The following is a 24,652-nucleotide window of genomic DNA, read 5'->3' on the forward strand; positions in this document are numbered from 1 at the left end:
CCAGATCAAGAGAACCTAGCCAGGGATGACCATGAAGGCCTGCTATTACGAGACCCTCGGCGTGCAAAAGAGCGCCGACGAGAAGGAATTGAAGGTCGCGTTCCGCAAGCTGGCCATGCAGTTCCACCCCGACCGCAATCCCGACAATTCGGAAGCGGAACGAAAGTTCAAGGACATCAACGAGGCCTATGAGGCGCTGAAGGACCCGCAAAAACGCGCGGCCTATGACCGCTTCGGCCATGCCGCCTTCGAACACGGCGGCGGGTTCGGCGGTGGAGGCGGGTTCGGACAGGGCGGCGGCTTCGCGGACATCTTCGAGGACATTTTCGGCGACATGATGGGCGGTCGCCGTCGCGGCGGAGCGAGCAATCGCGGCGCGGACCTTCGCTACAACATGGAAGTCACGCTCGAAGAAGCCTTCGCCGGCAAGACCGCGCAGATACGCGTGCCGGCCTCCATCGTATGCGACGAATGCACCGGATCGGGCGCAAAGCCCGGTACGCAGCCGACGACCTGCGCCATGTGCTCGGGATCGGGCCGCGTGCGCGCCGCACAAGGGTTCTTCTCGATCGAGCGCACCTGCCCCCAGTGCCAGGGCCGTGGCCAGACGATCCAGGACCCGTGCCGCAAATGCGCCGGTCAGGGCCGCGTCACCGAAGAGCGCGCGCTCTCGGTCAACATTCCAGCAGGCATCGAGGACGGGACGCGTATCCGGCTTTCCGGTGAGGGCGAAGCAGGGCTTCGCGGCGGACCTTCTGGCGATCTCTACATCTTCCTGTCGCTCAAGCCGCACGAGTTCTTCCAGCGTGACGGTGCCGATTTGTATTGCAAGGTGCCCATTTCGATGACGACGGCTGCGCTTGGCGGCGGTTTCGAAGTGACGACGCTCGACGGCACGCAAACGCGCGTGAAAGTGCCCGAAGGCTCCCAGCACGGCCGTCAGTTCCGCATGCGCGGCAAGGGCATGCCGATTTTGCGCCAGAACCAGGTCGGCGACCTCTACATTCAGGTCGCGGTCGAAACGCCGCAGAACCTGTCGAAGCGCCAGCGTGAACTGCTGCAGGAGTTCGAGGAACTGTCGTCCACCGAAAACAGCCCGCAATCGTCAGGCTTCTTCAGCCGGATGAAGGATTTCTTCGAATCCTTCGGCAACTGACATCCTCTCATCACAATGCCTTGCAATCGCTTGGCCCGGATAATGCTTGTCCTTTGCGTGCAGGCATGATTCCTTTGCCGCGGCTTGAAGGGATGGACGCATGAAGAACGGATTGCAGCGGCTGACGCGGCGCTTCGACGAGGAACTGAAATTTCTCAAGGGCTGGATCGACCAGCCGCGCGCTGTGGGGGCGATGCTTCCGACGAGTTCCGTTACCGCGCGCCGCATGGCGTCCGTCATCAACCCCGAATCAGGCCTGCCCGTCCTCGAACTCGGCCCCGGCACGGGCGTCATCACCAAGGCGATCCTTGAACGCGGGGTCGCGCCTGAAAAGCTTTATTCGATCGAATATTCCGCCGATTTCGTCGAGCATCTCGTCGAGCAGTTTCCCGGCGTGAACATCATCGAAGGCGACGCCTTCAATCTCGATAAGACGCTTGGCGACAATCGCGACCTGACATTCGACGCGATCGTTTCGGGCGTACCGCTCCTCAACTTTCCGGTTCCCCAACGCGTCGCCTATATCGACGACCTTTTGAACCGTGTGCCGCCCGGCAGGCCGGTCGTCCAACTCACCTACGGCCCGAAATCGCCTGTCCCGGCAGGTCGGGGCGATTATGTCGTCGAGCATCTCGACTTCGTGCTGCGTAACTTCCCGCCGACACAGCTTTGGCTCTATCGCCGCCCGCAGGCCTGACCGCCTCCCACCTGCTTTGACAGGCCGGACGCATCGGCTATACCCGGATGCACACACGCAGGGGCAATAACTCATGACGCCGAAAATCCTCGTCTTCGCCGGCTCCACCCGCAGCGGAGCCTTCAGCGGCAAGACGGCCGATCTGGCGCATAAGGAACTTGCAGTTCAGGGTGCCGACGTCACGCGCATCTCGCTGGCCGACTACCCGCTGCCGCTGATGGACGAAGATCTGGAAGCCGAGAAGGGCGTACCGCAGAACGCCATCAAGCTCGCGGGTCTCTTCGACGGCCATGACGCGGTGCTGATTGCGACGCCCGAATATAACGGCTCCATCCCGCCGCTGGTGAAGAACTCGATCGACTGGATCAGCCGCGTCTCGAAGGTCGACGGACGACCCGTGCGTCCCTTCAACGGCAAGGTGATGGCGCTGTGCTCGTCGTCGGCCGGCCATTTCGCGGGTATCCGCAGCGGCGCGCATCTTCGGGCCGTGCTGTCGCACATTCAGGCCGATGTGATCGCACCGCAGGTCTCGGTGCCGAATGGCGGTTCGGCATTTGACGACGACGGCGCTTTCAAGGATGAGCGGCTGCGCAAGGGAATGGAGCGGCTTTGCCGCGCACTGATCGACCATGCCAATGCGATGTCGCCGCGCGTTAACGCCTGACGAACTGCGAGAGGGGAAAACATGACGCCGGATAATCGCCTGATCGTCGGTCTCGACCTGCCCACGCTCAGCGAGGCGGGGCGCGCGGTCGCCGAACTCGACGGCGTGGTCTCCTTCTACAAGATCGGATATCAGCTTGCCTTTGCCGGCGGGCTCGACTTCGCCCGCGAGCTTGCAGCCGACGGCAAATCCGTCTTCCTCGACATGAAACTGCTCGACATCGACAATACGGTCGCAAAGGGTGTCGAGAACATCGCCAAGATGGGCGTCTCCATGCTCACACTGCACGCTTATCCGAAGGCGATGCGTGCTGCCGTCGAAGCGGCCAGGGGCAGTGGTCTTTGCCTGCTCGGCGTCACGGTTCTGACCTCGATGGACGACGCCGACCTCGTCGACGCCGGTTATCATGATAGTGCTGCCACGCTTGTCGCCAAACGCGCGGCGCAGGCGCGCGAAGCCGGCATGGGCGGTGTCGTCTGCTCGGCCGCCGAGGCGCGCGCGATACGCGACATCGTTGGAGCCGATATGGCGGTGGTGACACCGGGCATCCGTCCGATCGGCACGGATCACGGCGACCAGAAGCGCGTCGTCACGCCGGCAGATGCGCTCAAGGCCGGCGCGAGCCATCTCGTCGTCGCCCGTCCCATCGTCGCTGCGCCGGACCGTCGGGCGGCCGCATCGGCCATTCTTGATGAAATGAAGGGCGTCTGAGCGCCTGCAAACGGGAGGGAAATCATGACAAAGGGCTACTGGATCGCGCATGTCGACGTTCGCGACGCCGAGCGATACAAGGACTACGTCTCGACGGCAAAGCCGGCCTTCGAGCGCTACGGAGCAAAGTTCCTCGCGCGCGGCGGCAGCTATCAGGCGATGGAAGGCAAAGGACGCGGACGCAACGTCGTCATCGAGTTCCCGTCAATGCAGGCCGCTCTCGACTGCTACAATTCGTCCGAATATCAGGCCGCCAAGGCGATCCGGCAGGAAGTGGCCGATGCCGAGATGACCATCATGGAAGGCTATGACGGCTGACCGCAGCGTTCACCGAAACGGGATCGAAGCGGCCTTGCGCAATGCACGCGGCTGACCGTAAAAGGCAGTCTGGCTTTTGGACCGGTTCCGCTGATCGCATGAGATTCCTGCTTCCCTTCATTATGGTCCTGTCGCTGCTGGCGGCCACGTTCGCCGCTTCCGCCGCGAGCCCGGTCCTTGATTCGGGATCGGGCTGCGTCACGATCGAGAACGGTGAATTTTGCATCGATCCGGCTATGGTCCCGGCCAAGGGCAACTCCGCCGAGAAACCCTCGAAATGCCTCGGGCCTTATCTGGCCTCAAGCGGCATGGTTCTGAGCGCATCCGGCGGCCATGTCCATGTTGCCGCTTCCGCCGTCACCGATGACGGCCTGTCGCCTTCAAGTCCGAAGCGCCCACCGCGCGCCTGAACTCCATCCTCATTCATTCACGCTCCCGAAAGGAGCGAAATCAATGCGTCGAGCCTCGCAGAAACGAGCGCTCGCGATGGAGTACACATCATGACCGACTCGACTGTCACGACGACCCCAACCGAATCCCAAAACCTCATCGTTCCGGGCCTCAAGCCGATCTATGCGGCGCTGGGCGATGTTTCCGAGACGCTTTTGCGCGTCATCGCCGGTTTCGCGCTGATGGCGCATGGCTGGCCGAAGATCCAGGCACCGCTCGGCGCGGTGCAGATGGTCGAGGGGATCGGCTTTTATCCCGGCTGGCTCTGGTCGCCCGCTCTCGCGACGACCGAGTTCGTCGGCGGCTTTCTTCTCTTGATCGGCCTTTTGACGCGGCCGGCCGCGCTCGCCGCCACCATCGTCCTGCTTATCGTCTCATGGTTCCACTGGGTCCGGCTCGGCGAAGGATATTCGGGTGCCGAACTGGCTTTGATCTGGGCGGCCGTGACGTTCTTCTTCGTTGTGCGTGGCGGAAACAGATACTCGGTCGACGGTGCAATCGGCCGTCAGTTCTGAGTGTTTGCGGGAGCGCCATCAAGCGCTCCCGCTTTCGCAAAGGGGAAGATCATCATGAACGCATGGACGAGACGATCCATACTCAAGGCGGGCGGCATCGTCACCGCGGCCGCATTCCTACCTTCCGTCGCACTATCGTCGACGCCGGGCACGGCAGCAGCCGCGCCCGTCAACATCGGCAAGGTCGGGCTTCTGGCACGGGACGCGGCACGTCTTGCCGAGTGGTATATCCGCACGGTCGGACTGGAAGAGATAGCCGCTGCCGGCAGTTCGATCACGCTCGGTGTCAACGGCAAGGTTCTGCTCGAACTCCTGCCCGCGCCAGAAGCGACGCATGCCTCACCGCAAAGCGCGGGCCTTTACCACACCGCGTTCCTGCTGCCCTCGCGCGTCGACCTCGCCGCCTGGGTTCTTCATGCTGCGAGCAACGATTTCAGCATCGACGGCGCATCGGACCATCTGGTCAGCGAAGCGGTCTATCTGACGGACCCGGAAGGCAACGGCGTCGAGATCTATGCGGACCGCGACCAGCTGGACTGGCACTGGAGCGACGGACAGGTCGAAATGGCGTCGCTGCCACTCGATTTCGAGCGGCTGGTCCAAAGCCGCTACGATCCCTCCAGATCATGGCAGGGTGCAAAAACCGGCACCATCGTCGGCCACGTTCACCTGCGGGTGGGCGATGCCCAATCCGGCGGCCGCTGGTGGCAGGAGGAGATGGGGTTCGATGCCGTTCGCAGCCGTGCCGGTGCCGTGTTCCTGTCGACCGGGCGATACCATCATCATATCGCGGTCAATGAATGGCAAAGCGCTGGCGCGCGCCAGCGTTCGCCCGGCGAGGCGGGCCTTGCCTATATCGAGCTTCTCAGCCGCGAGCACGCGGATGGCACGGTGTTCGCCGATCCGTGGGGAACCGAAATCCGCATAGCCGCCAAGGCTTGAACGAATGCCGCGCCCGAACCAAAGGCGCGGCATTCGACTTGAAGCATCAGGCGAGCGCGTCGACGAGACGGCCCGCCCCGTCGCGGAACGGGTCGACCGTCGGCAGGCCCATTTCGTCTTCCACCTTCGCCAGATAGGCGCGCGCCTCGGTCTCGCTCATGCCCGCCGTGTTGACGGAAATGCCGACGACCTTGACGTCGGGATTGACGATGCGCGCCATCTGGAGCGCCAGATCGCGCAACGCGTCGAGCGACGGCAGCTTGTAGCCGGGCAGGCCGCGCATATGCGCGCGCGTCGGCTCGTGGCACAACACCAGCGCGTCGGGCTGCCCGCCATGGATCAGCGCCAGCGTGACGCCCGAATAGGACGCGTGGAAGAGGCTGCCTTGCCCCTCGATCAAATCCCAGTGGTCGTCGTCATTGTCGGGCGACAGCCATTCGATGGAACCCGCCATGAAATCGGCGATGACGGCATCGAGCGGCACGCCCTCTCCGGTAATCAGGATGCCGGTCTGGCCGGTGGCGCGGAAGGTCGCGTTCATGCCGCGCTCGCGCATCGTCTTTTCCATGGCGAGCGCGGTGTACATCTTGCCGACCGAGCAGTCGGTTCCGACCGCAAGACACCGCCTGCCCTTGCGCGGCACGCCGTTGGCGATCGGATAATCGATGGTCGGGAGCCGCACGTCGATAAGCTTCACGCCGTGCTTTTGCGCAGCGGCGACGAGTTCGGGCACGTCGGCCAGAAGATCGTGCAGGCCGGACGCCACATCCATGCCAGCCTCGATCGCTTCGAGCATCACCGCGACCCATTCCCTGGAAATGACCCCTCCACGATTGGCCGCGCCGATGACGAGCGTCTTTGCTCCGGCAGACTTCGCTTCGCCGATGGTCATATCCTTAAGGCCGAGATCGGCCTTGCAGCCATCCATCCGGTACTGGCCGACGGACAGGTCCGGCCGCCAGTCCTTGATGCCGTTCGCCACCTTGGCGGCAAGCGGATCGGGAACGTCACCGAGAAACAGGAGATAAGGGGTCTTGAGCATTTCACTCTCGCATCGTTGGCCGAAACCGCTTTTCGCATCTTGCAAAGCGAGCCTCAAGGTCCAGCACCTAGGTGTCGGGGAGTGCAGCACTAAGGCGGGGCGCGCGAAGCTTGCCAAAACATGCGATTGGGCGCTTGCGCCGCATGGACAAGACATGGCCCGCGGACTATCTAGGAAATTCCAAACCGAAGAGACGTTCTGAGTGGAAGCATCCCGCACCGCATCTGCAGGGAATACGCGTTGGTATGTGCCGATCTGGCGCCTGCCTGCCTTCGTGCTTCTGCTTTTCGCGGTGCTCGCCTATGGCGGCCTTCCGTCCGTTCCGTCCCATCCCATCGCCTCGATCTCGGCCGACGCGATCGACCAGACCCACACGGTTCCCGAACAGGCCGACGAGTGCCGCAACCGGCTGAACTGCGCCGCAGAGTCGCGCGCCGACGCCAGTGACAGCAATCCCCTGATCCTGCACGCATCGTTCGAAGCCGAGGTCGATTTCGGCGACGACGCCGCTCCGTCGACCCAGCACGGTCTCCTGCATCGGTTCGAGCTGGTCGGCATATATTCGTCGCGGGCACCGCCCGCCAACCTCCTCTCATCCGTAAACCCGCCCCCCGGCAAACCGACCTGAGCGTTGGAAGCGATGGGGTACTTTTGCTAGTCCGATATTGAAAGCCCCCTGATGTCCGCTCCAGCCGCCATGCGCCTTCTTTCCAGATCACGCTTTCAGTTCCTTCTGAAAGACGGCATCATTGCTGGGCGGAATCTCGAGGAAGGGGCGGCTTCCTGATGTGGCATAGCGGACTTCTTGCGGCTCTCGTCGCGCTGCCCTTCATCGGGGCGGTGCTGGCAGCGCTCCTGTCACCCAATGCGCGCAACGCGGAAGCGTGGCTTGCCGGTACGGTCGCGCTCGCCGGGCTCGTCATCAGCGCTTCGGCCTATCCGTCGGTGGTCGATGGCGGTGTCGTGCGCCACACGATCGAATGGGTGCCGGCGCTCGGCCTTTCGTTCTCGCTGCGCATGGACGGGTTCGCCTGGCTGTTCTCGATGCTGATCACCGGCATCGGCCTGCTCGTCGTCATCTATGCGCGCTACTACATGTCCCCGAAGGACCCGGTGGCGCGGTTCTACGCTTTCCTGCTTGCTTTCATGGGCGCGATGCAGGGGCTCGTCATCTCGGGCAACCTGATCCTGCTCGCCGTGTTCTGGGAACTCACCAGCATCTTCTCCTTCCTGCTGATCGGCTACTGGCATCACAACCAGGCCGCGCGCGACGGCGCGCGCATGGCGCTGACCATCACCGGCACAGGCGGCCTTTGCCTGCTCGCCGGCATGGTCCTGCTTGGCCATATCGTCGGCAGCTACGACCTCGACGTGGTGCTTGCATCCGCTGACGTCATCCGCGCGAGCGATCTTTATGTGCCGACGCTGCTTCTGATCCTGGCCGGCGCATTGACCAAGAGCGCCCAGTTTCCGTTCCATTTCTGGCTGCCCAACGCGATGGCGGCGCCGACGCCCGTCTCCGCCTATCTGCACTCGGCCACCATGGTCAAGGCGGGCGTCTTTTTAATGGCCCGATTCTGGCCCGTCCTATCCGGCACGCCCGAATGGTTCACCATCGTCGGCCTCGCGGGCATGACGACGCTTCTGCTCGGCGCATATTTCGCGATCTTCCAGCACGACATCAAAGGGCTGCTCGCCTATTCCACGATCAGCCATCTCGGTCTCATCACCACATTGCTGAGTTTCGGCAGTCCGCTCGCGCTTGTCGCGGCCATCTTCCACATGATGAACCACGCGACCTTCAAGGCATCGCTTTTCATGGCGGCCGGCATCATCGACCACGAGGCCGGCACCAGAGACATGCGAAAACTCGGCGGACTGTTCAACGCGCTGCCGATCACCGCGACACTCGCCATGGTGGCCAGCGCGGCAATGGCAGGCGTGCCGCTTCTCAACGGCTTTTTGTCGAAGGAGATGTTCTTCGCCGAGGCGCTGGAACAGCATCAGGATACGCTCCTCGACGGCGTCGCGCCCTATGTCGCCACGCTCGCAGGGGCGTTCGCGGTCACCTATTCGATCCGCTTCATCCACAAGGTCTTCTTCGGCCCCAAGCCCGACGACCTACCGCAGGAGCCGCATGAACCGCCGCACTGGATGCGCCTGCCGATCGAACTCCTCGTGATCGCCTGCGTCATCGTCGGCATCATTCCCGGCATCGCCGTCGGCGCGTTTCTCGATGCGGCCGCCGTTTCCGTCCTCGGCGACGCCACGCCAGACTATGGCCTTTATCTCTGGCACGGCTTCAACATTCCGCTTCTGATGAGCGTCGTCGCGCTCGTCGCGGGCGCCCTCATCTACTGGCAGCTCAAGAACTATCTGCGCACCAGCGAGGAAGGCCCGCCCTATTTCCGACGCCTGCGCGGCCAGCGCATCTTCGAGCGCATTCTGGTGACGGTGAGCTGGCGCTGGGCGCGCGCGCTCGAAGCCGTGCTCGCCACGCGCCGCCTGCAGCCGCAACTGCGCATCTTCGTGGCGCTCGCGGTGCTCGCCGGTGTCTGGGCGATGTGGGGTGCGGGCGACAGGTGGCCCGCCTTCACCGCGCGCGGCCTCGACCCCGTTCTCGGCACGCTATGGGCCATCGGCGCGTTTTGCGCGGTCGCAGCCGCCTATCAGGCGAAGTTCCACCGGCTCGCGGCCGTCATCTTGATGAGCGGCACCGGTCTCGTCCTGTGCGTATCCTTCGTGTGGTTGTCGGCACCCGATCTCGCCGTCACCCAGCTTCTCGTCGAGATCGTCACGACCGTTCTGATCCTGCTCGGCCTGAGGTGGCTGCCCAAGCGCGACGAAGAGATCTACGAAGGCGTCGATATGAAGACGCGCCTGCGTCGTCACCGCGACTTCGCGATCGCCGTTTCCGCGGGCGTCGGTGTCGCCATCGTCGCGTTGCTCGTCATGCTGACGCCGCTGCCGCCATCGGTCGGCGATTACTATCTCGAACACGCCTATTCTGACGGCGGCGGCACAAACGTCGTCAACGTAATCCTGGTCGATTTCCGCGCCTTCGACACGTTCGGCGAGATCGTCGTGCTTGCCGCCGTGGCGCTGACGATCTTCGCGCTTCTTCGCCGCTTCCGCCCCGCCGAAGACAATGCCGGCCTGCCCTACCAGCAGCGTGAGCAGGACGAGTTCGACGACGGACGCACGGATCGTGAGGTCGGCGAAACGCTGAAGGACTACCTTCTCGTTCCCTCCGTCATCATGCGCTGGATGTTCCCGGTCGTCACGCTTCTGGCCGCCTATCTCTTCCTGCGCGGGCACGATCTTCCCGGCGGCGGTTTTGCGGCGGGCGTTACGATGGCGATCGCGTTCCTTCTGCAATATCTGGCAGGCGGCACACGCTGGGTCGAAGAGCGACTGCGCATCCTTCCCGTTCGCTGGATCGGCTTTGGCCTGATGGTTGCACTTTTGACCGGCATGGCCTCCTTCCTGTTCGGCTATCCGTTCCTCACCACCTATTTCCAATATACGGAGATACCGTTCATCGGTGAAATGCCTACAGCCTCCGCCCTTCTGTTCGACCTCGGCATCTTCAGCCTCGTCGTCGGCGCGATCGTTCTGATGCTGGTCGCCATCGCCCACCAGTCGCTGCGCCTCAAGCGCGGCAAGGCTCCTCGAGCGAAAAGCGAAGGAGGGCAAAGCTGATGGAACTCGTCATCGCAGCCGCGATCGGCATTCTCACCGCATCGGGCGTCTGGCTCATCCTGCGCCCGCGCACCTATCAGCTTGTCATCGGGCTGGCGCTGCTTTCCTATGCGGTCAACCTGTTCATCTTTTCGATGGGGCGCCTGCGCGTGAACGCGCCGCCGGTTCTCGACGGTGCCTATGAAGTCGACGTGGCGGCCTATACCGACCCGTTGCCGCAGGCGCTCGTTCTGACAGCCATTGTCATCAGCTTTGCGACGACCGCGCTCTTCCTCGTCGTTCTGATCGTCTCACGCGGACTGACCGGCACGGACCATGTCGACGGCAGGGAGGACGGATGATGAACCTTACTCCCACCCATCTCGCCATCGCGCCGGTCCTGATCCCGCTTTTCGCGGGCGCGCTGATGTTGTTCTTCGACGATCGCGAGCGCCGGCTGAAATCGACGCTCTCGCTTTTGTCGATCCTGTCGCTGATCGCCGTATCGAGCATGCTTCTGTGGCGCGTTCATTCCGGCGAGGAACGGCTCGGCATCGTCTATCTGCTTGGCAACTGGCCAGCGCCCATCGCGATCAACCTCGTCGCGGACCGCCTGTCGGCGATCATGCTCACGCTGACGGCGCTGCTGGCGTTGCCGGCGGTCGTCTTCGCAACCGAGAGATGGGAACGCGTCGGGCCGCATTTTCACTCGCTGTTCCAGTTCCTGCTGATCGGCCTCAACGGCGCGTTTCTCACGGGCGACCTTTTCAACCTCTTCGTCTTCTTCGAGGTGATGCTGGCCGCCTCATACGGCCTTGTCCTGCATGGCGGCGGGGCGCTGCGCGTGCGCGCGGGCCTGCACTATATCGCCATCAACCTCGCTGCGGCGCTGGTCTTCCTGATCGGCATCGCCATGGTGTTCGGCGCGACCGGCAGCCTCAACATGGCGGAAATATCCGCGCTGGCTTCCGAGCTTGAAGGCTTTGCCCAGCCGGCGCTGCATGTGGGCCTTGCGATGCTCGGCCTCGCCTTCCTCGTCAAGGCTGGCATGTGGCCGCTCGGCTTCTGGCTGGTGCCGGCCTATTCGTCGGCGGCAGGGCCGGTTTCGGCGGTCTTCGCCGTTCTGTCCAAGGTCGGCATCTATGCGCTGTTGCGCCTCGCCCTGCTCGTTCCCGACGAGGGTGCGGCGTTCGGCTCGATGGTCATTTTCCTCGGCGGTGCCGCAACGCTCGCCTTTGCCTCGATCGGCGTTCTCGCCTCGCAATCGATGAAGCGCGCGACGTCCTATTTCATCTTGATGTCGTCCGGCACGTTGCTTGCCGCCTTCGGCATCTCGCAGCCGGAAACGACCGCAGGCGCGCTGTTCTACCTCATCTCGTCGACGCTTGCGGTCAGCGCGATGTTCCTCATCGTCGAACTTCTCGAACGCGAGCAGGATTCGGCCTCGGCGGTTCTTGCCGTCACGCTCGAAGCCTATGGCGACGGCGAGGAGGAAAAGGAGGCGGAGGAATTCGAGATCGGCCGCATCATGCCCGGTTCGATCGCGATCCTCGGCATCGGATTTTCCATCATCGCATTGGTCCTTATCGGACTGCCGCCCTTTTCCGGCTTTCTGGCGAAGTTCGCGATCCTCGATGCGATTATCGGAACGGGAACCGCCGATCTCGATGGATTCGTCTTCATGCGCGGCGCGCTTGTCGGGCTGCTCATCTTTTCCGGCATCGTGGCGCTGATCGCCCTGTCGCGAATGGGCATTCGCACCTTCTGGGCGCCCGTCGAGCCGCTGCTTCCGCGCATCACCGTAACGGAGACCGCACCGATCCTCTTCCTTCTCGGGCTGCTCGTGGCATTGGCGATCATGGCCGGACCGGCTATGGATCTGTTCCTTGCGACGGCTGCGGATCTTCATGATCCCTACCGCTATCTCGATGCCGTGCTCGGTGCCGAGCGCGTGCCGCCATTTGCGGAGACGAGCCAATGAGCGCGATCGTTCCATACCCGCTTCTGGCGGCCGGCCTCGTCCTGATGTGGCTGCTTCTGGGCGGTTTCACGCCGGGCCATCTGGTCCTGTCGATCATCATCGGCATCGCATGCACGCATGGCCTTGCCGCGCTCGGTGAGAAAAGCCTGAAGGTGCGGCGCTGGCTTTTGATCCCCAAGCTCCTCGGCATCGTACTTTACGACATCGTTCGATCGAACATTGCCGTGGCGCGCATCATCCTTTCGGGGCCCAAGCGCGCGCGCACGTCCGGCTTCATCACCATCCCGCTCAAGGTTCGCCACCCGTCGGCGCTCGCCATCCTGTCGATCATCCTGACGAGTACGCCGGGCACCGCCTGGCTCGACTACAATTCGGCTCGCGGCGAACTCCTGATCCATGTCTTCGATCTCGTTCATCCCGACGAGTGGATCGAACTCATCGGAAAACGCTATGAGCGGCTGCTTCTGGAGATTTTCGAATGAGCGAAACGATCCTCATCACCGCGATCTGGATCGCGCAAGGCGCGCTGGCAATCGCGATGTGCCTTTGTACCTGGCGCATGGCGGTCGGCCCGCGCGCGCAGGACCGCATCCTGTCGCTCGACGCGCTTTACGTATGCGCGATGCTCCAATTGCTGGCTTTCGGCGTGCGCACCGGCAATACGATCTTCTTCGAAGCGTCACTGGTCATCGGCATGCTCGGCTTCGTCGCAACCGTGACTTTGGCAAAATTCCTCATGCGCGGCGAGGTGATCGAATGACAATCCATCTTGCCGATGTTCCGATCTGGGCTGCAATTCCGGCGGCAGCGTTCCTACTTCTGGGCGCCGGGCTGACCTTGCTCGGCACGATCGGCCTCGTGCGCCTGCGCACATTCTACGACCGTATCCATGCGCCGACGCTTGCCACGAGCTGGGGTGCGGGCGGCATGGTCATGGCATCGATGATCATCTTCACGGCGGCGTCCGCACGACCCATCTTCCACGAAATCCTGATCGGCATTTTTGTCACGGTGACGACGCCCGTCACGCTTATGATGCTCGGCCGCGCCACGCTTTACCGCGACCGCATGCAACGCAGCCCGGAACTGCCCAAGGAAGCGCGCCACGCGCCGGAGCCGGAAACCCCGGAAACAGAAGAGACCGCCCAATGAAGTTTACCGATTTCATCTCCGCCGCGCGCGTCGAAACGAAGGCGTCGTATGATGGCAAGCGCAGCGTCGTAAAGGCGCTGGCGCGCCTGATCGCGGGCGACACGTCGATCGAACCCGACACCGTTTCGGACGCGCTCGGTGCGCGCGAGAAGCTCGGTTCGACAGCGATCGGCAAGGGCGTCGCGATCCCTCACGCCAAGCTGGCCGAACTCGACCGGCCGGTCATCGCGATCATCCTTTTGCGCGATGAACTCGATTTCGAGGCGCCGGACGACGAGCCGGTCGACATCGTCTTCGGCATCGTCACGCCGCCGGAGGCGACGGACGTGCAGATGATCGCGCAGTTCGCGAAATATCTGCGCGACCCGAAATTCCTGAACGGGTTGCGCACCGCCGCCACGCCGCAGGACGTGATCGACTTCCTTCAGGTCAAGTGCGTGCTACCGCCCGAATAAAAGATGCCGGGCATGCCGGCATCACTCTGGAGCCGTTCAGTCCCAGCTTAGCGCGCCGCCGCTTTGATATTCGATGACGCGCGTTTCGAAGAAGTTCTTTTCCTTCTTCAGATCCATCGCTTCCGACATCCACGGGAACGGATTTTCGACCTCGGCGAAGACCGGTGACAGACCGAGTTGCGCGCAGCGGCGATTGGCGATGAAGTGCATATACTGTTCGCACAGCGCCGCATTCAGCCCAAGGAAGCCGCGCGGCATCGTATCACGGCCGTAGGAGGCCTCGAGTTCAGCGGCATCCGCAATCATGCCGCGCACCTCGTCCTGGAACGCCTTCGTCCACAGATGCGGGTTCTCGATCTTGATCTGGTTGATGACGTCGATGCCGAAGTTCAAGTGGATCGATTCATCGCGCAGAATGTATTGATACTGCTCGGCGATACCGACCATCTTGTTGCGCCGGCCAAGCGACAGGATCTGCGCGAAGCCGGTATAGAACCACATGCCCTCGAAGATGACGTAGAAAGCGACCAGATCGCGCAGGAATGATTGGTCGGCGTCCGGCGTTCCCGTCTGGAAATCCGGATTGTCGAGGTTTTGCGTGTGCCTGAGCGCCCATGCCGCCTTGTCGGTGATCGACGGCACTTCGCGATACATGTTGAAGAGTTCCCCCTCGTCCAGAGCGAGGCTTTCGACGATGTACTGGAACGTGTGCGTGTGGATCGCCTCCTCGAACGCCTGACGCAGAAGATACTGCCGGCATTCCGGGTTGGTCAGGTGCCGGTAGATGGCGAGGACGATGTTGTTCGCGACGAGCGATTCAGACGCGGCGAAGAAGCCGAGATTGCGCTTGATCATACGCCGCTCGTCTTCCGTCAGACCGTCCTTCGACTTCCACAGCGCGATGTCGGCCTGCATGGAAACCTCGGTCGGCATCCAGTGATTGTTGCAGCCGGAGAGATACTTTTCCCACGCCCAGCGATATTTGAGCGGCAGAAGCTGGTTCACGTCGGCGCGGGCGTTGATCATGCGCTTGTCGTCCACGGAGACGCGCGCGCCGCCGCGTTCGATCTCGCCAAGGCCGGTAGCGTCTGCGAGTGGAGCACCTTCACCGGACGGCGTGGCGGCGGGTGTGGCTTTGGGTTCTGACCAGTCGAGCATTTTGTGTTCCTTCATATGTTTTACGACCCCTCATCCGACCTCACTCCGCTCGGCCACCTTCTCCCACAAGGGGAGAAGGAAGAGCACCCTACCTTCTCCCCTTGTGGGAGAAGGTGGATCGGCGCAACGCGCCGAGACGGAAGAGGGGTAAATTCGAGCCTTACTGGCACGCCTCACATTCGGGATCATCGATCGCGCAGGCTTTGCCCCACGCGGCATTCGGATCGACCTCGATCGGCGCAGCGGCAACGCTGGCCGACACTGCGTTGAGCTTGCCGTCCGTGCCCTTCAAGGTGGATTTCTCCACGTGGGTCGCCGAACGCGAACGCAGATAATAGGTCGTCTTCAGCCCCTTCTTCCACGCGAAGCGATAAAGCTCGTCGAGCTTCTTGCCTGATGGATTGGCGATATAGAGGTTGAGCGACTGCGCCTGGTCGATCCATTTTTGCCGGCGCGATGCCGCCTCGATCAGCCAGGCCGAATCGATCTCGAACGCGGTCGCGTAGATCGCCTTCAGATCGTCAGGGATTCGGTCGATCTGGCCGATGGACCCGTCGAAATATTTCAGGTCCGACACCATGACCTCGTCCCAAAGGCCACGTTCCTTCAGATCATGGACGAGTTGTGCGTTCACGACGGTGAAATCACCCGACATGTTCGATTTGACGAAAAGGTTCTGGTAGCCCGGCTCGATCGATTGCGAGACGCCGCAAATGTTGGAAATCGTCGCGGTTGGCGCGATCGCCATCGTGTTGGAATTGCGCATGCCGGTGGTCGTCACGCGCTGGCGCAAAGCGGCCCAGTCGAGGGTCGCTTCTCCATCCATATCCACGCCGGGGCGCGCGTCCTCGAGCAGCTTGATCGAGTCGATCGGCAGGATGCCCTGCGACCACAGCGAACCGTTGAAGCTTGGATAGCGGCCACGCTCGGCGGCAAGATCGACCGAAGCGGAGATGGCGTGATAGCTGATCGCTTCCATCGAACGGTCGGCGAACTCGACGGCGTCTTTCGACGCATAGGCAATCTTCAGCTTCTGCAACGCGTCCTGAAAACCCATCAGGCCAAGCCCCACCGGACGATGCTTCAAGTTCGAGTTGCGCGCCTCTGGGATGGTGTAGAAATTGATGTCGACAACATTGTCCAGCATGCGCATCGCCGTGCCGACAGTCTTTGCCAACCGGTCGAGGTCGAGACCTTTTGTCGTGACGTGGTTCAAGAGATTGATCGAGCCGAGATTGCACACGGCCACTTCGTCCTTCGACGTATTCAGCGTGATCTCGGTGCAAAGGTTCGACGAGTGCACGACGCCGATATGCCCCTGCGGCGAGCGGATGTTGCACGGGTCCTTGAACGTCACCCACGGATGCCCGGTCTCGAAAACCATGGTCAGCATGCGCCGCCACAGATCGAGCGCACGCACCTTGCGATGAACGCGCAATTCGCCCGCCGCGGCCTTGGCCTCATAAGCCTCATAGGCGGCCTTGAACGGCTTGCCGTAAAGGTCATGCAGGTCCGGCGTCTCATCCGGTGAAAACAGCGTCCATTCGCCGTTCGCCTCGACACGCTCCATGAACAGGTCCGGCACCCAGTTCGCCGTGTTCATGTCATGCGTGCGGCGGCGGTCGTCGCCCGTGTTCTTGCGAAGGTCGAGGAATTCCTCGATGTCGACGTGCCACGTCTCCAGATAGGCGCAGACCGCACCCTTGCGCTTGCCGCCCTGATTGACCGCAATGGCCGTGTCGTTGGCGACTTTAAGGAACGGCACCACGCCCTGGCTTTCGCCATTGGTGCCCTTGATATGCGCACCGAGGCCGCGAACGGGCGTCCAGTCGTTTCCAAGCCCGCCGGAATATTTAGCCAGCAAGGCGTTGTCCTTCACGCCCTTGAAGATGGCGTCGAGGTCGTCGCCGATGGTGGTCAGGAAGCAAGAGGAAAGCTGCGGCCGCGTCGTGCCGGAATTGAACAGCGTCGGCGTCGAAGCCATGAAATCGAAGGACGACAGAAGATCGTAGAACTCGATGGCCCGCGCCTCGCGGTCGATTTCGCGGATCGCGAGCCCCATCGCAACGCGCATGAAGAACGCCTGTGGCAGTTCGAAACGCTTGCCCTTTGTGTGCAGGAAATAACGGTCGTAGAGCGTCTGAAGTCCGAGATACTGGAAGTTCTGGTCGCGCTCCGGCTTCAGTGCAGCACCCAGTCGGGCGAGATCGAACCGGCCAAGTTCCGGGTCGATCAGGTCGGCCTTGATGCCGGTACTGATGAAGTCAGGGAAATAGGAAGCGTAGCGCGCACCCATGTCGGCCTGTGTCGCCTGTTCGCTTCGGCCCGACACGAAGGTCAGCGCTTCGCGGCGCAGCTTGTCCATGAGAAGGCGCGCCGAGACGAACGCGTAGTTCGGCTCCTGCTCGACCAGTGTGCGCGCGGCAAGGATCGGGGCGAGCGACAATTCGTCGAGGGTGATGCCGTCATAAAGATTGCGCTTCGTCTCGGCGAGGATCGGCACGGACGACACCGCATCAAGCCCGTCACATGCCTCTTCCACGATGCGGGCAAGGCGCGCCTCGTCGAGCGGCAGCAGCGCGCCGTCCTCTCCCTTCACGTTCAGCGAGGATGCCGCCGACTGCACGGCGGCAGGTGCTTCGGCTTCGCGTTCGCGTGCACGCTCGGCGCGGTAGAGCACATAGGCGCGAGCGACCTTGTGATGTCCCTCGCGCATCAGGGCGAGTTCGACCTGGTCCTGCACATCTTCGATATGGAAGGTGCGCCCCTCCCCGACACGCCGCGTCAGCGCGGAAACGACTCCGTCCGTCAGTTCCTCGACGATGTCGTGGACGCGGCGCGAGCCTGCTGCCGTCGAGCCCTCGACAGCGAGAAACGCCTTGGTCAAAGCGATTGTGATCTTGGACGCATCGAACGGCGTGACGCCGCCATTGCGTCGGATCAGGCGATAGCCGGGCTCGGCCGGCGCCTTCGTGGCCGCTTCGACCGGAAGTTCGATCGGATGGTTTCCGTTTGATTGAAGTGCACTGGTCGCCGGCATCTTGTCCCCGTGGCGCTGTGGACGGGGATGAAGAAGCAACGCGCAAATTCACTGGCCGAATGACGACCATGAGCCATGCGCACCGCCGGAGCACCCCGCCCGGGTTCGTTCACATCGTCAAGGCAGGTCTCCTGGCTCGCAGGTCGCGGCTTTTCGTCGGCCTTCCCGGTAAACACCAGTGGCATACTCGACGAAACGCTCTCTGCTTACAGTTGCGGGGGCAGCGCCGGCATTTCACCGACTTCCCTCTTAGCCTCCATCACCGAATCGACTTTGGAAGACCCTGACAACTGCATATTGCGTAGCGACCCCCACACTCGTCAATATCTAGTTTGGATATTCACATCGCAATGATGACGAGTGCATCGGCGTGGTGGGACACACGCTGCGGCCTCGCCAAGATCGATGAGCTGGAAGCATGGAGTATGAATGTCCGAAGGAGCGATTCCCGGTCAGTATTGACAGCGACATTCTCAAGCTTAACACTTGATCATTATTTTTATGCCAAAATGCAAAATGGGGATTTCAGCGAATGTTGCTGCAATTCGCTGACAGCCAAAGTTGCGTTCGTCCGCTAAGTTTCTGTTAAGCGTAATTGATTTTGACGACATGCGCTTGGCGCGTTCGATTGTAAAGTAACGCGCCGGAGCAAGGGCGAGGGAAATGGGCAAGGGCCTGATCGAGATAGTCAGGGCGAGAATGGCGTCGCATCCGGGCGGGTTTTCCCGTACCGGCATATCCGTCATGGGCCTTCGCGTCGGCGCTGCTGCCCTTGCTTTCGTCGCCCAGATCGCCGCCGCGCGGCTCGTCGGAGCCGAAGCGTTCGGGTCCTATGCTTTGGTTCTGGTCTGGCTTTTTCTTCTCGGGCATGGCGCGACGGTCGGCACCAACCAGCTCGTCTGTCGGTTCGTTTCCGAATACCGGGCAAAGGGCGACGCCGGCGCGGCGCTTGGCCTTCTCCATTTCGCTCTCGCGCTGGCGCTCGGCGTTTCGCTGATTGTGACGCTCGTTGCGCTGGCAATCATCCATTTCGGCCCGACTGGGCTTTCGCCGCAAATGGTCACGCTGGCGACGCTCGCCTTTCTCGTTATCCCGCTTCTGGTGCTTCAGGAGTTTCTCGAGGCGATCGCGCGCGGACTCGACAAGCCGCTTCTGGGCATCGGGCCTGCGATGCTCCTGCGGCATCTGGCCATTCTGGCAGGCGTCGGTTTCGTTTTCGCCACGGGCGGTTCGGCCGACGCGGTCACCATCATGAGCTTCACCGTCGGCGGGCTGGCGGCCTCGGTCGCCGTGCAATATCTGCTCCTGCGCGGCGAACTGAAGAAGTTGCTCGCCGGTGCGAGGGCGACCTACAGGATCGGCTGCTGGTTCAAGGTGGCGATGCCGGTGGCCTTGCTGGAAGCCAGCGAAATTCTGTTCCACAATGCCGACATTCTGATCCTCGGCCTGTTCATGCCGCCCGAGATCGTCGCCTTCTATTTCGCCGCGACGCGACTGGCGCAGATACTTTCCTACGTTCCCTATGGGATATCGGCGGCGACCGCGCAGAAATACGCGGCTCTTGCGGCGCAAGGGGAGCGTCACGAGCTCCAGCGTCTAGTCGGGGCCGCTACCACGCTCTCGACCACGCTCGCCATTGCCGGCGCGCTGTTCCTGTGGGTCTTCGCCGGCCCGCTGCTCGCTCTTTTCGGTGACGGATACGACGCGGCCACGTCCGTCGTTCCCGTCCTGTGCCTCGGGATCGTGATGGCCTGTGCGCTTGGCCCCGGCGAGGACATTCTCACCATGACGGGCGGCGAGCGCCTGTGCGCGCTCGGATTCTTCATCGCGCTTTTTGCCAATCTGGCACTCAACTTCACCTTGATCCCGATAATGGGAATGACGGGTGCAGCGATCGCTACCGCCACCGCGCTTGCCCTGCGCGGCATCATTCTCGCCATCTTCGCGCACCGGCAACTGGGCATCGTCCTGCCGGCAGGTTTCAGCAGCATCGCCGCCACGGCCCATCAGGAGGTTCGAACATGAGCGACACGATATATCAATCGTCCTCCTACGCGCGCCGGATCGCTGGCGCCCGGGCCTTGCATACGACGAAAATGCCTTGCCGGGCCGAGGTGATAGACGCCGCAGCGCTGGCTGCGCTGCCGGCCGAGCACTGGAACGCGCTGTCGGCCGATGCGCTGGAGGACAATCCCTTCTTCGCCCGTTCGATGGTCACGTCCGCCATCGAGGCGATGGGTGACGGAAGGGGCATGAAAGCGCTGGTCCTGCGCCCGCGAAACGGGGGCGGGCTGGCGGGCCTTTTGCCGTTCCGTGTCAGAGGTGCCGGGCCTTTGGCCTTCGGCCAGCCGGCAAACAATCTCTACCAGATAGGCGGCACGCCGCTGATCGCACGCGAGCATGCGGAAAGCGCGGTCGCAACGCTCACCCGCCTGATGTCGGAAGGTAAAAAGCTGCCGCGGCATTGGTTGTTTGCGCATATGGCGCTCGATGGACCGTTCATGCAGATGTTCGCCCGGAATGCGAATGGCTTCGGCTTCACGGCGCAGGCTGCAACCAGTTATCGGCGAGCGGTGCTGACAAGGTCGGCTGGAAATTTCAGGACGCATGCCGAAACGGTCATTGGCAAGAAGCGCTGCAAGGATGTGGAGCGCAATTTACGCCGGCTCAGCGAACTCGGCGAGGTCTCATTCGAGCGCGCCACGGATTGCGAGACCGTCAGATCGCGCCTCGAAGCGTTTCTGACGCTGGAAAATGCGGGCTGGAAGGGCGCGAAGGGCACGGCGTTTCTGTCGCGCGCTCCGCACGCCGCCTTCGCACGCGCTGCCTTCGCACCGGGGCTGGCGGTGGTCGACAGCCTTCTGCTCGATGGCGTGCCGATCGCCGTCAGCGTCAATATCGGCGACGGGCGGACACTTTTCACGCCCAAATGCGCCTTCGACGAGACCTATCGCAAATACGGCCCCGGCATGGTGCTGGAATATCTGGTGGTCACCGATTTCTTCGAGCAGGATCGTTACGACGAGATGGACGCGTCGACCATGATCGACGGGCATGTGATCACCGGCTTTTGGGATTCGCAAAAGACGATGGGAACGGTCGTCGTCGGCCCGCAGGGCTCGCGCACGAAACTACTGCATGCAGCAGTTATCGCTGGTGTCGCTGGCAAAGCGCGTCTCAAATCATGGCTGAGACGCGCATAATTACCCGGGCCGTTACGACGCGTAGACGACGAGCAAATCCTTGGCGTCGATCTGGTCGCCGGCCTTGACCAGCACTTCGGCGATCTCGCCGTCGCGTTCGGCGTGAAGCGCAGTTTCCATCTTCATCGCCTCGATGGACAGCAGCACGTCGCCGGCCGAGACCTTCTGACCGGACGCCACCGAGAGCGTGGAGACAACACCGGGCATCGGCGCGCCGACATGGGTCGCGTTGCCGGCTTCCGCCTTGGCGCGCGCCTTCGCAGCACCCGCACCGCGCAGCCGGTCGGGCACTTTCACACGGCGGGGCTGGCCGTTCAGTTCGAAGAAGACCGTGACCATGCCCTTTTCGTCAGTGTCGCCGATGGCAAGGCAGCGCACGACGAGCGTCTTGCCGCGCTCGATCTCGACGAAAATCTCGTCTTCCTGGCTCATGCCGTAGAAGTAGACGGGCGTCGGCAAGGCCGAGACCGGGCCGTATTCGCCGCTGGCCACCGCAAAATCGGTGAACACCTTCGGATACATCAGCCAGGAGGCGAACTCGAAATCGGAAAGCTTCCGTTCGAGTTCTTCCTCGATCCGCGTCCGGTCGGCATCAAGATCGGCGGCCTTCAGGAGAGAGCCGGGCCTGACGGTGATCGGCGTCTCGCCCTTCAGTGCCTTGTTCTGCAATGCTTGCGGCCAGCCGGCCGGCGGCTGGCCAAGATCACCTTTGAGCATGGCGACGACCGAATCGGGGAAGGATATGTCCTTTCCCGGCTTCTCCACATCCGCGACGGTCAGGTCCTGTGAGACCATCATCAGCGCCATGTCGCCGACCACTTTCGACGACGGCGTGACCTTCACGATGTCGCCGAACATGGCGTTCGCATCGTGATAGGCCTGCGCGACCTCGTGCCAGCGGCTTTCCAGCCCCAGCGAGCGCGCCTGTTCCTTCAAATTGGTGAACTGACCGCCGGGCATTTCATGAAGATAGACTTCCGATGCCGGTCCCTTGAGATCGCTTTCGAACGCCGCGTACTGGCTTCGCACGCCTTCCCAGTAGAAGGAGATCTTCCGTATCCATTCGGGATCGAGTCCGGTGTCGCGATCGCTGCCCTTGAGCGCCTCGACGATGGAGCCGAGGCAGGGCTGTGAGGTGTTGCCGGAAAACGCGTCCATCGCCGCGTCGACCGCATCGACGCCGGCCTCCACCGCCGCCAGCACCGTCGCGGCCGAAATGCCCGACGTGTCGTGCGTGTGGAAATGGAGCGGCAAGTCGGTCTCCTGCCGCAACGCCTTGAAGAGCGCTTTCGCGGCAGCCGGCTTCATCAGCCCGGCCATATCCTTGATCGCGATAATATGCGCACCGGCCGCTTCCAGTTCGCGCGCCAGCCCGAGATAATATTTCAGGTCGTAGGTCGAGCGGCCGGCGTCGAACAGATCGCCCGTATAACAGATCGCCGCCTCGCAAAGCTTGCCCTCTTCGCGCACCGCGTCCATCGACACGCGCATGTTCTCCACCCAGTTGAGACAGTCGAAGACGCGGAAAAGATCGACGCCGCCGGCCGCTGCCTGTTTGACGAAATAGCGCACGACATTGTCGGGATAGTTCGTATAGCCGACGCCGTTTGCGCCGCGCAGCAGCATCTGGAGAAGGATGTTGGGCGCGGCCTCGCGGATTTTGGCGAGGCGTTCCCACGGATCTTCGGTCAAAAACCGCATCGAAACGTCGAAGGTCGCACCGCCCCAGCATTCGAGCGACAGAAGATCCGGCAAGGCCCGCGCATAGGTGCCCGCGATTGCGGTGATGTCATGCGTGCGCATGCGAGTCGCCAGCAGCGACTGGTGTCCGTCGCGCATCGTCGTGTCGGTCACGAGCACGCGGTTTTCGGCACGCATCCAGCGCGCGAAGGCGTCCGGGCCTTCGGCGTCGAGGCGCTGCTTCGTGCCGTCCGGCACGACGCCACCGGCGAACGGAACGCGCGGTGCGGGCGCGTCCGCCTTCGGCGTCGCGCGGCCGCGCGCCTCGGGATGGCCGTTGACCGAAACGTCTGCCAGATAATTCAAAAGCTTCGTCGCCCGATCCTGCCGCTTCACGGCGGTGAAGAGTTCGGGTGTCGTGTCGATGAACCGCGTCGTATAGGAATTGTCGCGGAAGTTCGGGTGATTGATGATCGCTTCCAGGAAGGTGAGATTGGTCGCCACGCCGCGGATGCGGAACTCGCGCAAGGCGCGGTCCATACGCTGGCGCGCCTCCTCCGCCGAGGGTGCCCATGCCGTCACCTTTTCCAGAAGCGGATCGTAGAACCGCGTGATGACCGCGCCCGAATAGGCGGTGCCGCCGTCGAGCCTGATGCCGAAGCCGGTCGCTCCGCGATAGGCGGTGATGCGGCCATAGTCGGGGATGAAGTTCTGCTCGGGATCTTCCGTTGTGATCCGGCACTGCATGGCGTGGCCGTTGAGCCAGATATTTTCCTGCGCCGGCACGCCGCTCTCGGGCGTGCCGATGGCCGCGCCTTCGAGGATTTTGATCTGTGCCTTGACGATGTCGATGCCGGTGACTTCCTCAGTCACCGTGTGCTCGACCTGGATGCGCGGATTGACCTCGATGAAGTAAAATTCGTCCGTGTCGGCATCCATCAGGAATTCGACCGTGCCCGCGCCGACATAAGCGGTCGCCTCGGCGATCTTCAGCGCATAGCCGCACAGTTCCGCTCGCCGGGCATCGTCGAGATAGGGTGCAGGCGCGCGCTCGACGACCTTCTGGTTACGCCGCTGGATCGAGCAGTCGCGCTCGAAAAGATGCACCGCATTGCCATGGGTGTCGCCCAGAACCTGCACCTCGACATGGCGCGCGCGCTCGACGAGCTTTTCCAGATAGACTTCGTCCTTGCCGAAGGCCGCCTTCGCCTCGCGCTTGGCTTCCGTAACCTCCCGCGCGAGGTCTTCGGCCTTATGGATCGCGCGCATGCCGCGCCCGCCGCCGCCCCACGATGCCTTCAGCATCACCGGGTAGCCGATCGTATCGGCCATCGTCGCCACCTCGGCCATGTCGTCGGGCAGCGGTTCCGTCGCGGGCACGACCGGAACGCCGATCTCGATGGCGAGATTGCGCGCGGCGACCTTGTTGCCGAGCCGGCGCATCGTCTCCGGCTTCGGGCCGATAAAGGTGATGCCGGCCTCGGCGCAGGCTTCGGCGAATTCAGGGCTTTCGGACAACAGGCCGTAGCCTGGATGGATCGCGTCCGCGCCCGAAAGCTTCGCAACACGGATCACCTCCTCGATCGACAGATAGCTTTCGATCGGCCCCAGATCGCGGTCCAGATGCGCACCGCGTCCGACCTGATAACTCTCGTCCGCCTTGAAGCGGTGCAGCGAATATTTGTCCTCTTCGGCCCAGATGCCGACGGTCTTGATGCCGAGTTCGTTTGCGGCGCGAAACACGCGGATCGCGATTTCCGAGCGGTTCGCGACGAGGATTTTCGTGATTTTCAAGGCAGGCACTCCA

The 24,652-nt window shown here is 62.6% G+C and carries 22 protein-coding genes and 1 riboswitch; of the genes, 18 read left to right on the forward strand and 4 right to left on the reverse strand.

What is annotated here, in order from left to right; translation table 11 throughout:
• Positions 1 to 31 precede the first annotated feature (31 nt).
• The 8 genes from dnaJ to ACX82Z_RS17155 all read left to right on the forward strand — a co-directional run bounded on the left by dnaJ (position 32) and on the right by ACX82Z_RS17155 (position 5,453).
• Positions 32 to 1,156, forward strand: a complete 1,125-nt coding sequence (gene dnaJ / locus ACX82Z_RS17120) for a molecular chaperone DnaJ (protein WP_459911849.1) — start codon at positions 32 to 34, stop codon at positions 1,154 to 1,156.
• Between the two features lie 100 nt (positions 1,157 to 1,256).
• Positions 1,257 to 1,853 carry a phospholipid N-methyltransferase PmtA gene (pmtA, locus tag ACX82Z_RS17125; RefSeq protein WP_459590206.1) on the forward strand — a complete coding sequence of 199 codons (597 nt, stop codon included), beginning with the start codon at positions 1,257 to 1,259 and terminating at the stop codon, positions 1,851 to 1,853.
• A gap of 73 nt (positions 1,854 to 1,926) precedes the next feature.
• Positions 1,927 to 2,517 (forward strand): NADPH-dependent FMN reductase, encoded by a 591-nt coding sequence (locus ACX82Z_RS17130; protein ID WP_459590208.1) that lies wholly within the window; start codon positions 1,927 to 1,929, stop codon positions 2,515 to 2,517.
• Positions 2,518 to 2,538: 21 nt separating this feature from the next.
• A complete protein-coding gene (gene pyrF / locus ACX82Z_RS17135; RefSeq protein ID WP_459590209.1) occupies positions 2,539 to 3,228 on the forward strand; it encodes an orotidine-5'-phosphate decarboxylase in 690 nt (229 codons plus the stop codon).
• A 24-nt stretch (positions 3,229 to 3,252) separates the two neighbouring features.
• Entirely contained in the window at positions 3,253 to 3,546 is a 294-nt protein-coding gene (locus ACX82Z_RS17140) for a DUF1330 domain-containing protein (protein ID WP_459590210.1), read from the forward strand.
• Positions 3,547 to 3,644: 98 nt separating this feature from the next.
• A complete protein-coding gene (locus ACX82Z_RS17145) occupies positions 3,645 to 3,956 on the forward strand; it encodes a hypothetical protein (protein WP_459590211.1) in 312 nt (103 codons plus the stop codon).
• A 90-nt stretch (positions 3,957 to 4,046) separates the two neighbouring features.
• Positions 4,047 to 4,511 (forward strand): DoxX family protein, encoded by a 465-nt coding sequence (locus ACX82Z_RS17150; protein WP_459590212.1) that lies wholly within the window; start codon positions 4,047 to 4,049, stop codon positions 4,509 to 4,511.
• Positions 4,512 to 4,565: 54 nt separating this feature from the next.
• Positions 4,566 to 5,453 carry a VOC family protein gene (locus ACX82Z_RS17155; RefSeq protein WP_459590213.1) on the forward strand — a complete coding sequence of 296 codons (888 nt, stop codon included), beginning with the start codon at positions 4,566 to 4,568 and terminating at the stop codon, positions 5,451 to 5,453.
• Positions 5,454 to 5,499: 46 nt separating this feature from the next.
• Here the strand turns inward: ACX82Z_RS17155 and dgcN are convergent, their stop codons facing one another.
• The gene (gene dgcN, locus ACX82Z_RS17160; RefSeq protein ID WP_459590214.1) at positions 5,500 to 6,495 is read right to left on the reverse strand and encodes an N-acetyltransferase DgcN; all 996 of its coding nucleotides are present in this window, start codon (positions 6,493 to 6,495) and stop codon (positions 5,500 to 5,502) included.
• 202 nt (positions 6,496 to 6,697) lie between these two features.
• Here dgcN and ACX82Z_RS17165 point away from each other — a divergent pair, with 202 nt between their 5' ends.
• The 8 genes from ACX82Z_RS17165 to ACX82Z_RS17200 all read left to right on the forward strand — a co-directional run bounded on the left by ACX82Z_RS17165 (position 6,698) and on the right by ACX82Z_RS17200 (position 13,764).
• Positions 6,698 to 7,123 carry a hypothetical protein gene (locus tag ACX82Z_RS17165; RefSeq protein ID WP_459590215.1) on the forward strand — a complete coding sequence of 142 codons (426 nt, stop codon included), beginning with the start codon at positions 6,698 to 6,700 and terminating at the stop codon, positions 7,121 to 7,123.
• A gap of 158 nt (positions 7,124 to 7,281) precedes the next feature.
• Positions 7,282 to 10,197, forward strand: coding sequence for a monovalent cation/H+ antiporter subunit A (locus tag ACX82Z_RS17170; protein WP_459590216.1), 2,916 nt, complete (start codon positions 7,282 to 7,284; stop codon positions 10,195 to 10,197).
• The gene (locus tag ACX82Z_RS17175; protein WP_459590217.1) at positions 10,197 to 10,538 is read left to right on the forward strand and encodes a Na+/H+ antiporter subunit C; all 342 of its coding nucleotides are present in this window, start codon (positions 10,197 to 10,199) and stop codon (positions 10,536 to 10,538) included. The genes ACX82Z_RS17170 and ACX82Z_RS17175 overlap by 1 nt, the downstream gene beginning before the upstream one ends.
• On the forward strand, positions 10,538 to 12,157 hold the full coding sequence (locus ACX82Z_RS17180; protein WP_459590218.1) for a monovalent cation/H+ antiporter subunit D: 1,620 nt from the start codon (positions 10,538 to 10,540) through the stop codon (positions 12,155 to 12,157). Before ACX82Z_RS17175 ends, ACX82Z_RS17180 begins: the two co-directional genes overlap by 1 nt.
• Positions 12,154 to 12,639 (forward strand): Na+/H+ antiporter subunit E, encoded by a 486-nt coding sequence (locus tag ACX82Z_RS17185; RefSeq protein WP_459590219.1) that lies wholly within the window; start codon positions 12,154 to 12,156, stop codon positions 12,637 to 12,639. The genes ACX82Z_RS17180 and ACX82Z_RS17185 overlap by 4 nt, the downstream gene beginning before the upstream one ends.
• Positions 12,636 to 12,917, forward strand: a complete 282-nt coding sequence (locus tag ACX82Z_RS17190; protein ID WP_459590220.1) for a K+/H+ antiporter subunit F — start codon at positions 12,636 to 12,638, stop codon at positions 12,915 to 12,917. The genes ACX82Z_RS17185 and ACX82Z_RS17190 overlap by 4 nt, the downstream gene beginning before the upstream one ends.
• Positions 12,914 to 13,309, forward strand: a complete 396-nt coding sequence (gene mnhG, locus ACX82Z_RS17195) for a monovalent cation/H(+) antiporter subunit G (RefSeq protein ID WP_459590221.1) — start codon at positions 12,914 to 12,916, stop codon at positions 13,307 to 13,309. Before ACX82Z_RS17190 ends, mnhG begins: the two co-directional genes overlap by 4 nt.
• A complete protein-coding gene (locus ACX82Z_RS17200) occupies positions 13,306 to 13,764 on the forward strand; it encodes a PTS sugar transporter subunit IIA (RefSeq protein ID WP_459590222.1) in 459 nt (152 codons plus the stop codon). The genes mnhG and ACX82Z_RS17200 overlap by 4 nt, the downstream gene beginning before the upstream one ends.
• Before the next feature lie 36 nt (positions 13,765 to 13,800).
• On the opposite strand, the gene ACX82Z_RS17205 is transcribed toward ACX82Z_RS17200, so the two are convergent.
• The gene (locus ACX82Z_RS17205) at positions 13,801 to 14,922 is read right to left on the reverse strand and encodes a ribonucleotide-diphosphate reductase subunit beta (protein ID WP_459590223.1); all 1,122 of its coding nucleotides are present in this window, start codon (positions 14,920 to 14,922) and stop codon (positions 13,801 to 13,803) included.
• Between the two features lie 160 nt (positions 14,923 to 15,082).
• Complete coding sequence (locus tag ACX82Z_RS17210) at positions 15,083 to 17,962, reverse strand: ribonucleoside-diphosphate reductase subunit alpha (RefSeq protein WP_459590225.1); 2,880 nt, start codon at positions 17,960 to 17,962, stop codon at positions 15,083 to 15,085.
• A 104-nt stretch (positions 17,963 to 18,066) separates the two neighbouring features.
• A riboswitch (cobalamin riboswitch) is annotated at positions 18,067 to 18,263 on the reverse strand.
• Positions 18,264 to 18,625: 362 nt separating this feature from the next.
• Between ACX82Z_RS17210 and ACX82Z_RS17215 the strand changes: the two genes are divergently transcribed.
• Positions 18,626 to 19,987 (forward strand): lipopolysaccharide biosynthesis protein, encoded by a 1,362-nt coding sequence (locus ACX82Z_RS17215; protein ID WP_459590226.1) that lies wholly within the window; start codon positions 18,626 to 18,628, stop codon positions 19,985 to 19,987.
• A complete protein-coding gene (locus ACX82Z_RS17220) occupies positions 19,984 to 21,165 on the forward strand; it encodes a GNAT family N-acetyltransferase (RefSeq protein ID WP_459590227.1) in 1,182 nt (393 codons plus the stop codon). Before ACX82Z_RS17215 ends, ACX82Z_RS17220 begins: the two co-directional genes overlap by 4 nt.
• 12 nt (positions 21,166 to 21,177) lie before the next feature.
• Here ACX82Z_RS17220 and pyc read toward each other — a convergent pair whose 3' ends face one another.
• Entirely contained in the window at positions 21,178 to 24,639 is a 3,462-nt protein-coding gene (pyc, locus tag ACX82Z_RS17225; RefSeq protein WP_459590228.1) for a pyruvate carboxylase, read from the reverse strand.
• Positions 24,640 to 24,652 lie beyond the last annotated feature (13 nt).

The sequence above is a fragment of the Aliihoeflea sp. PC F10.4 genome, assembly GCF_054612275.1.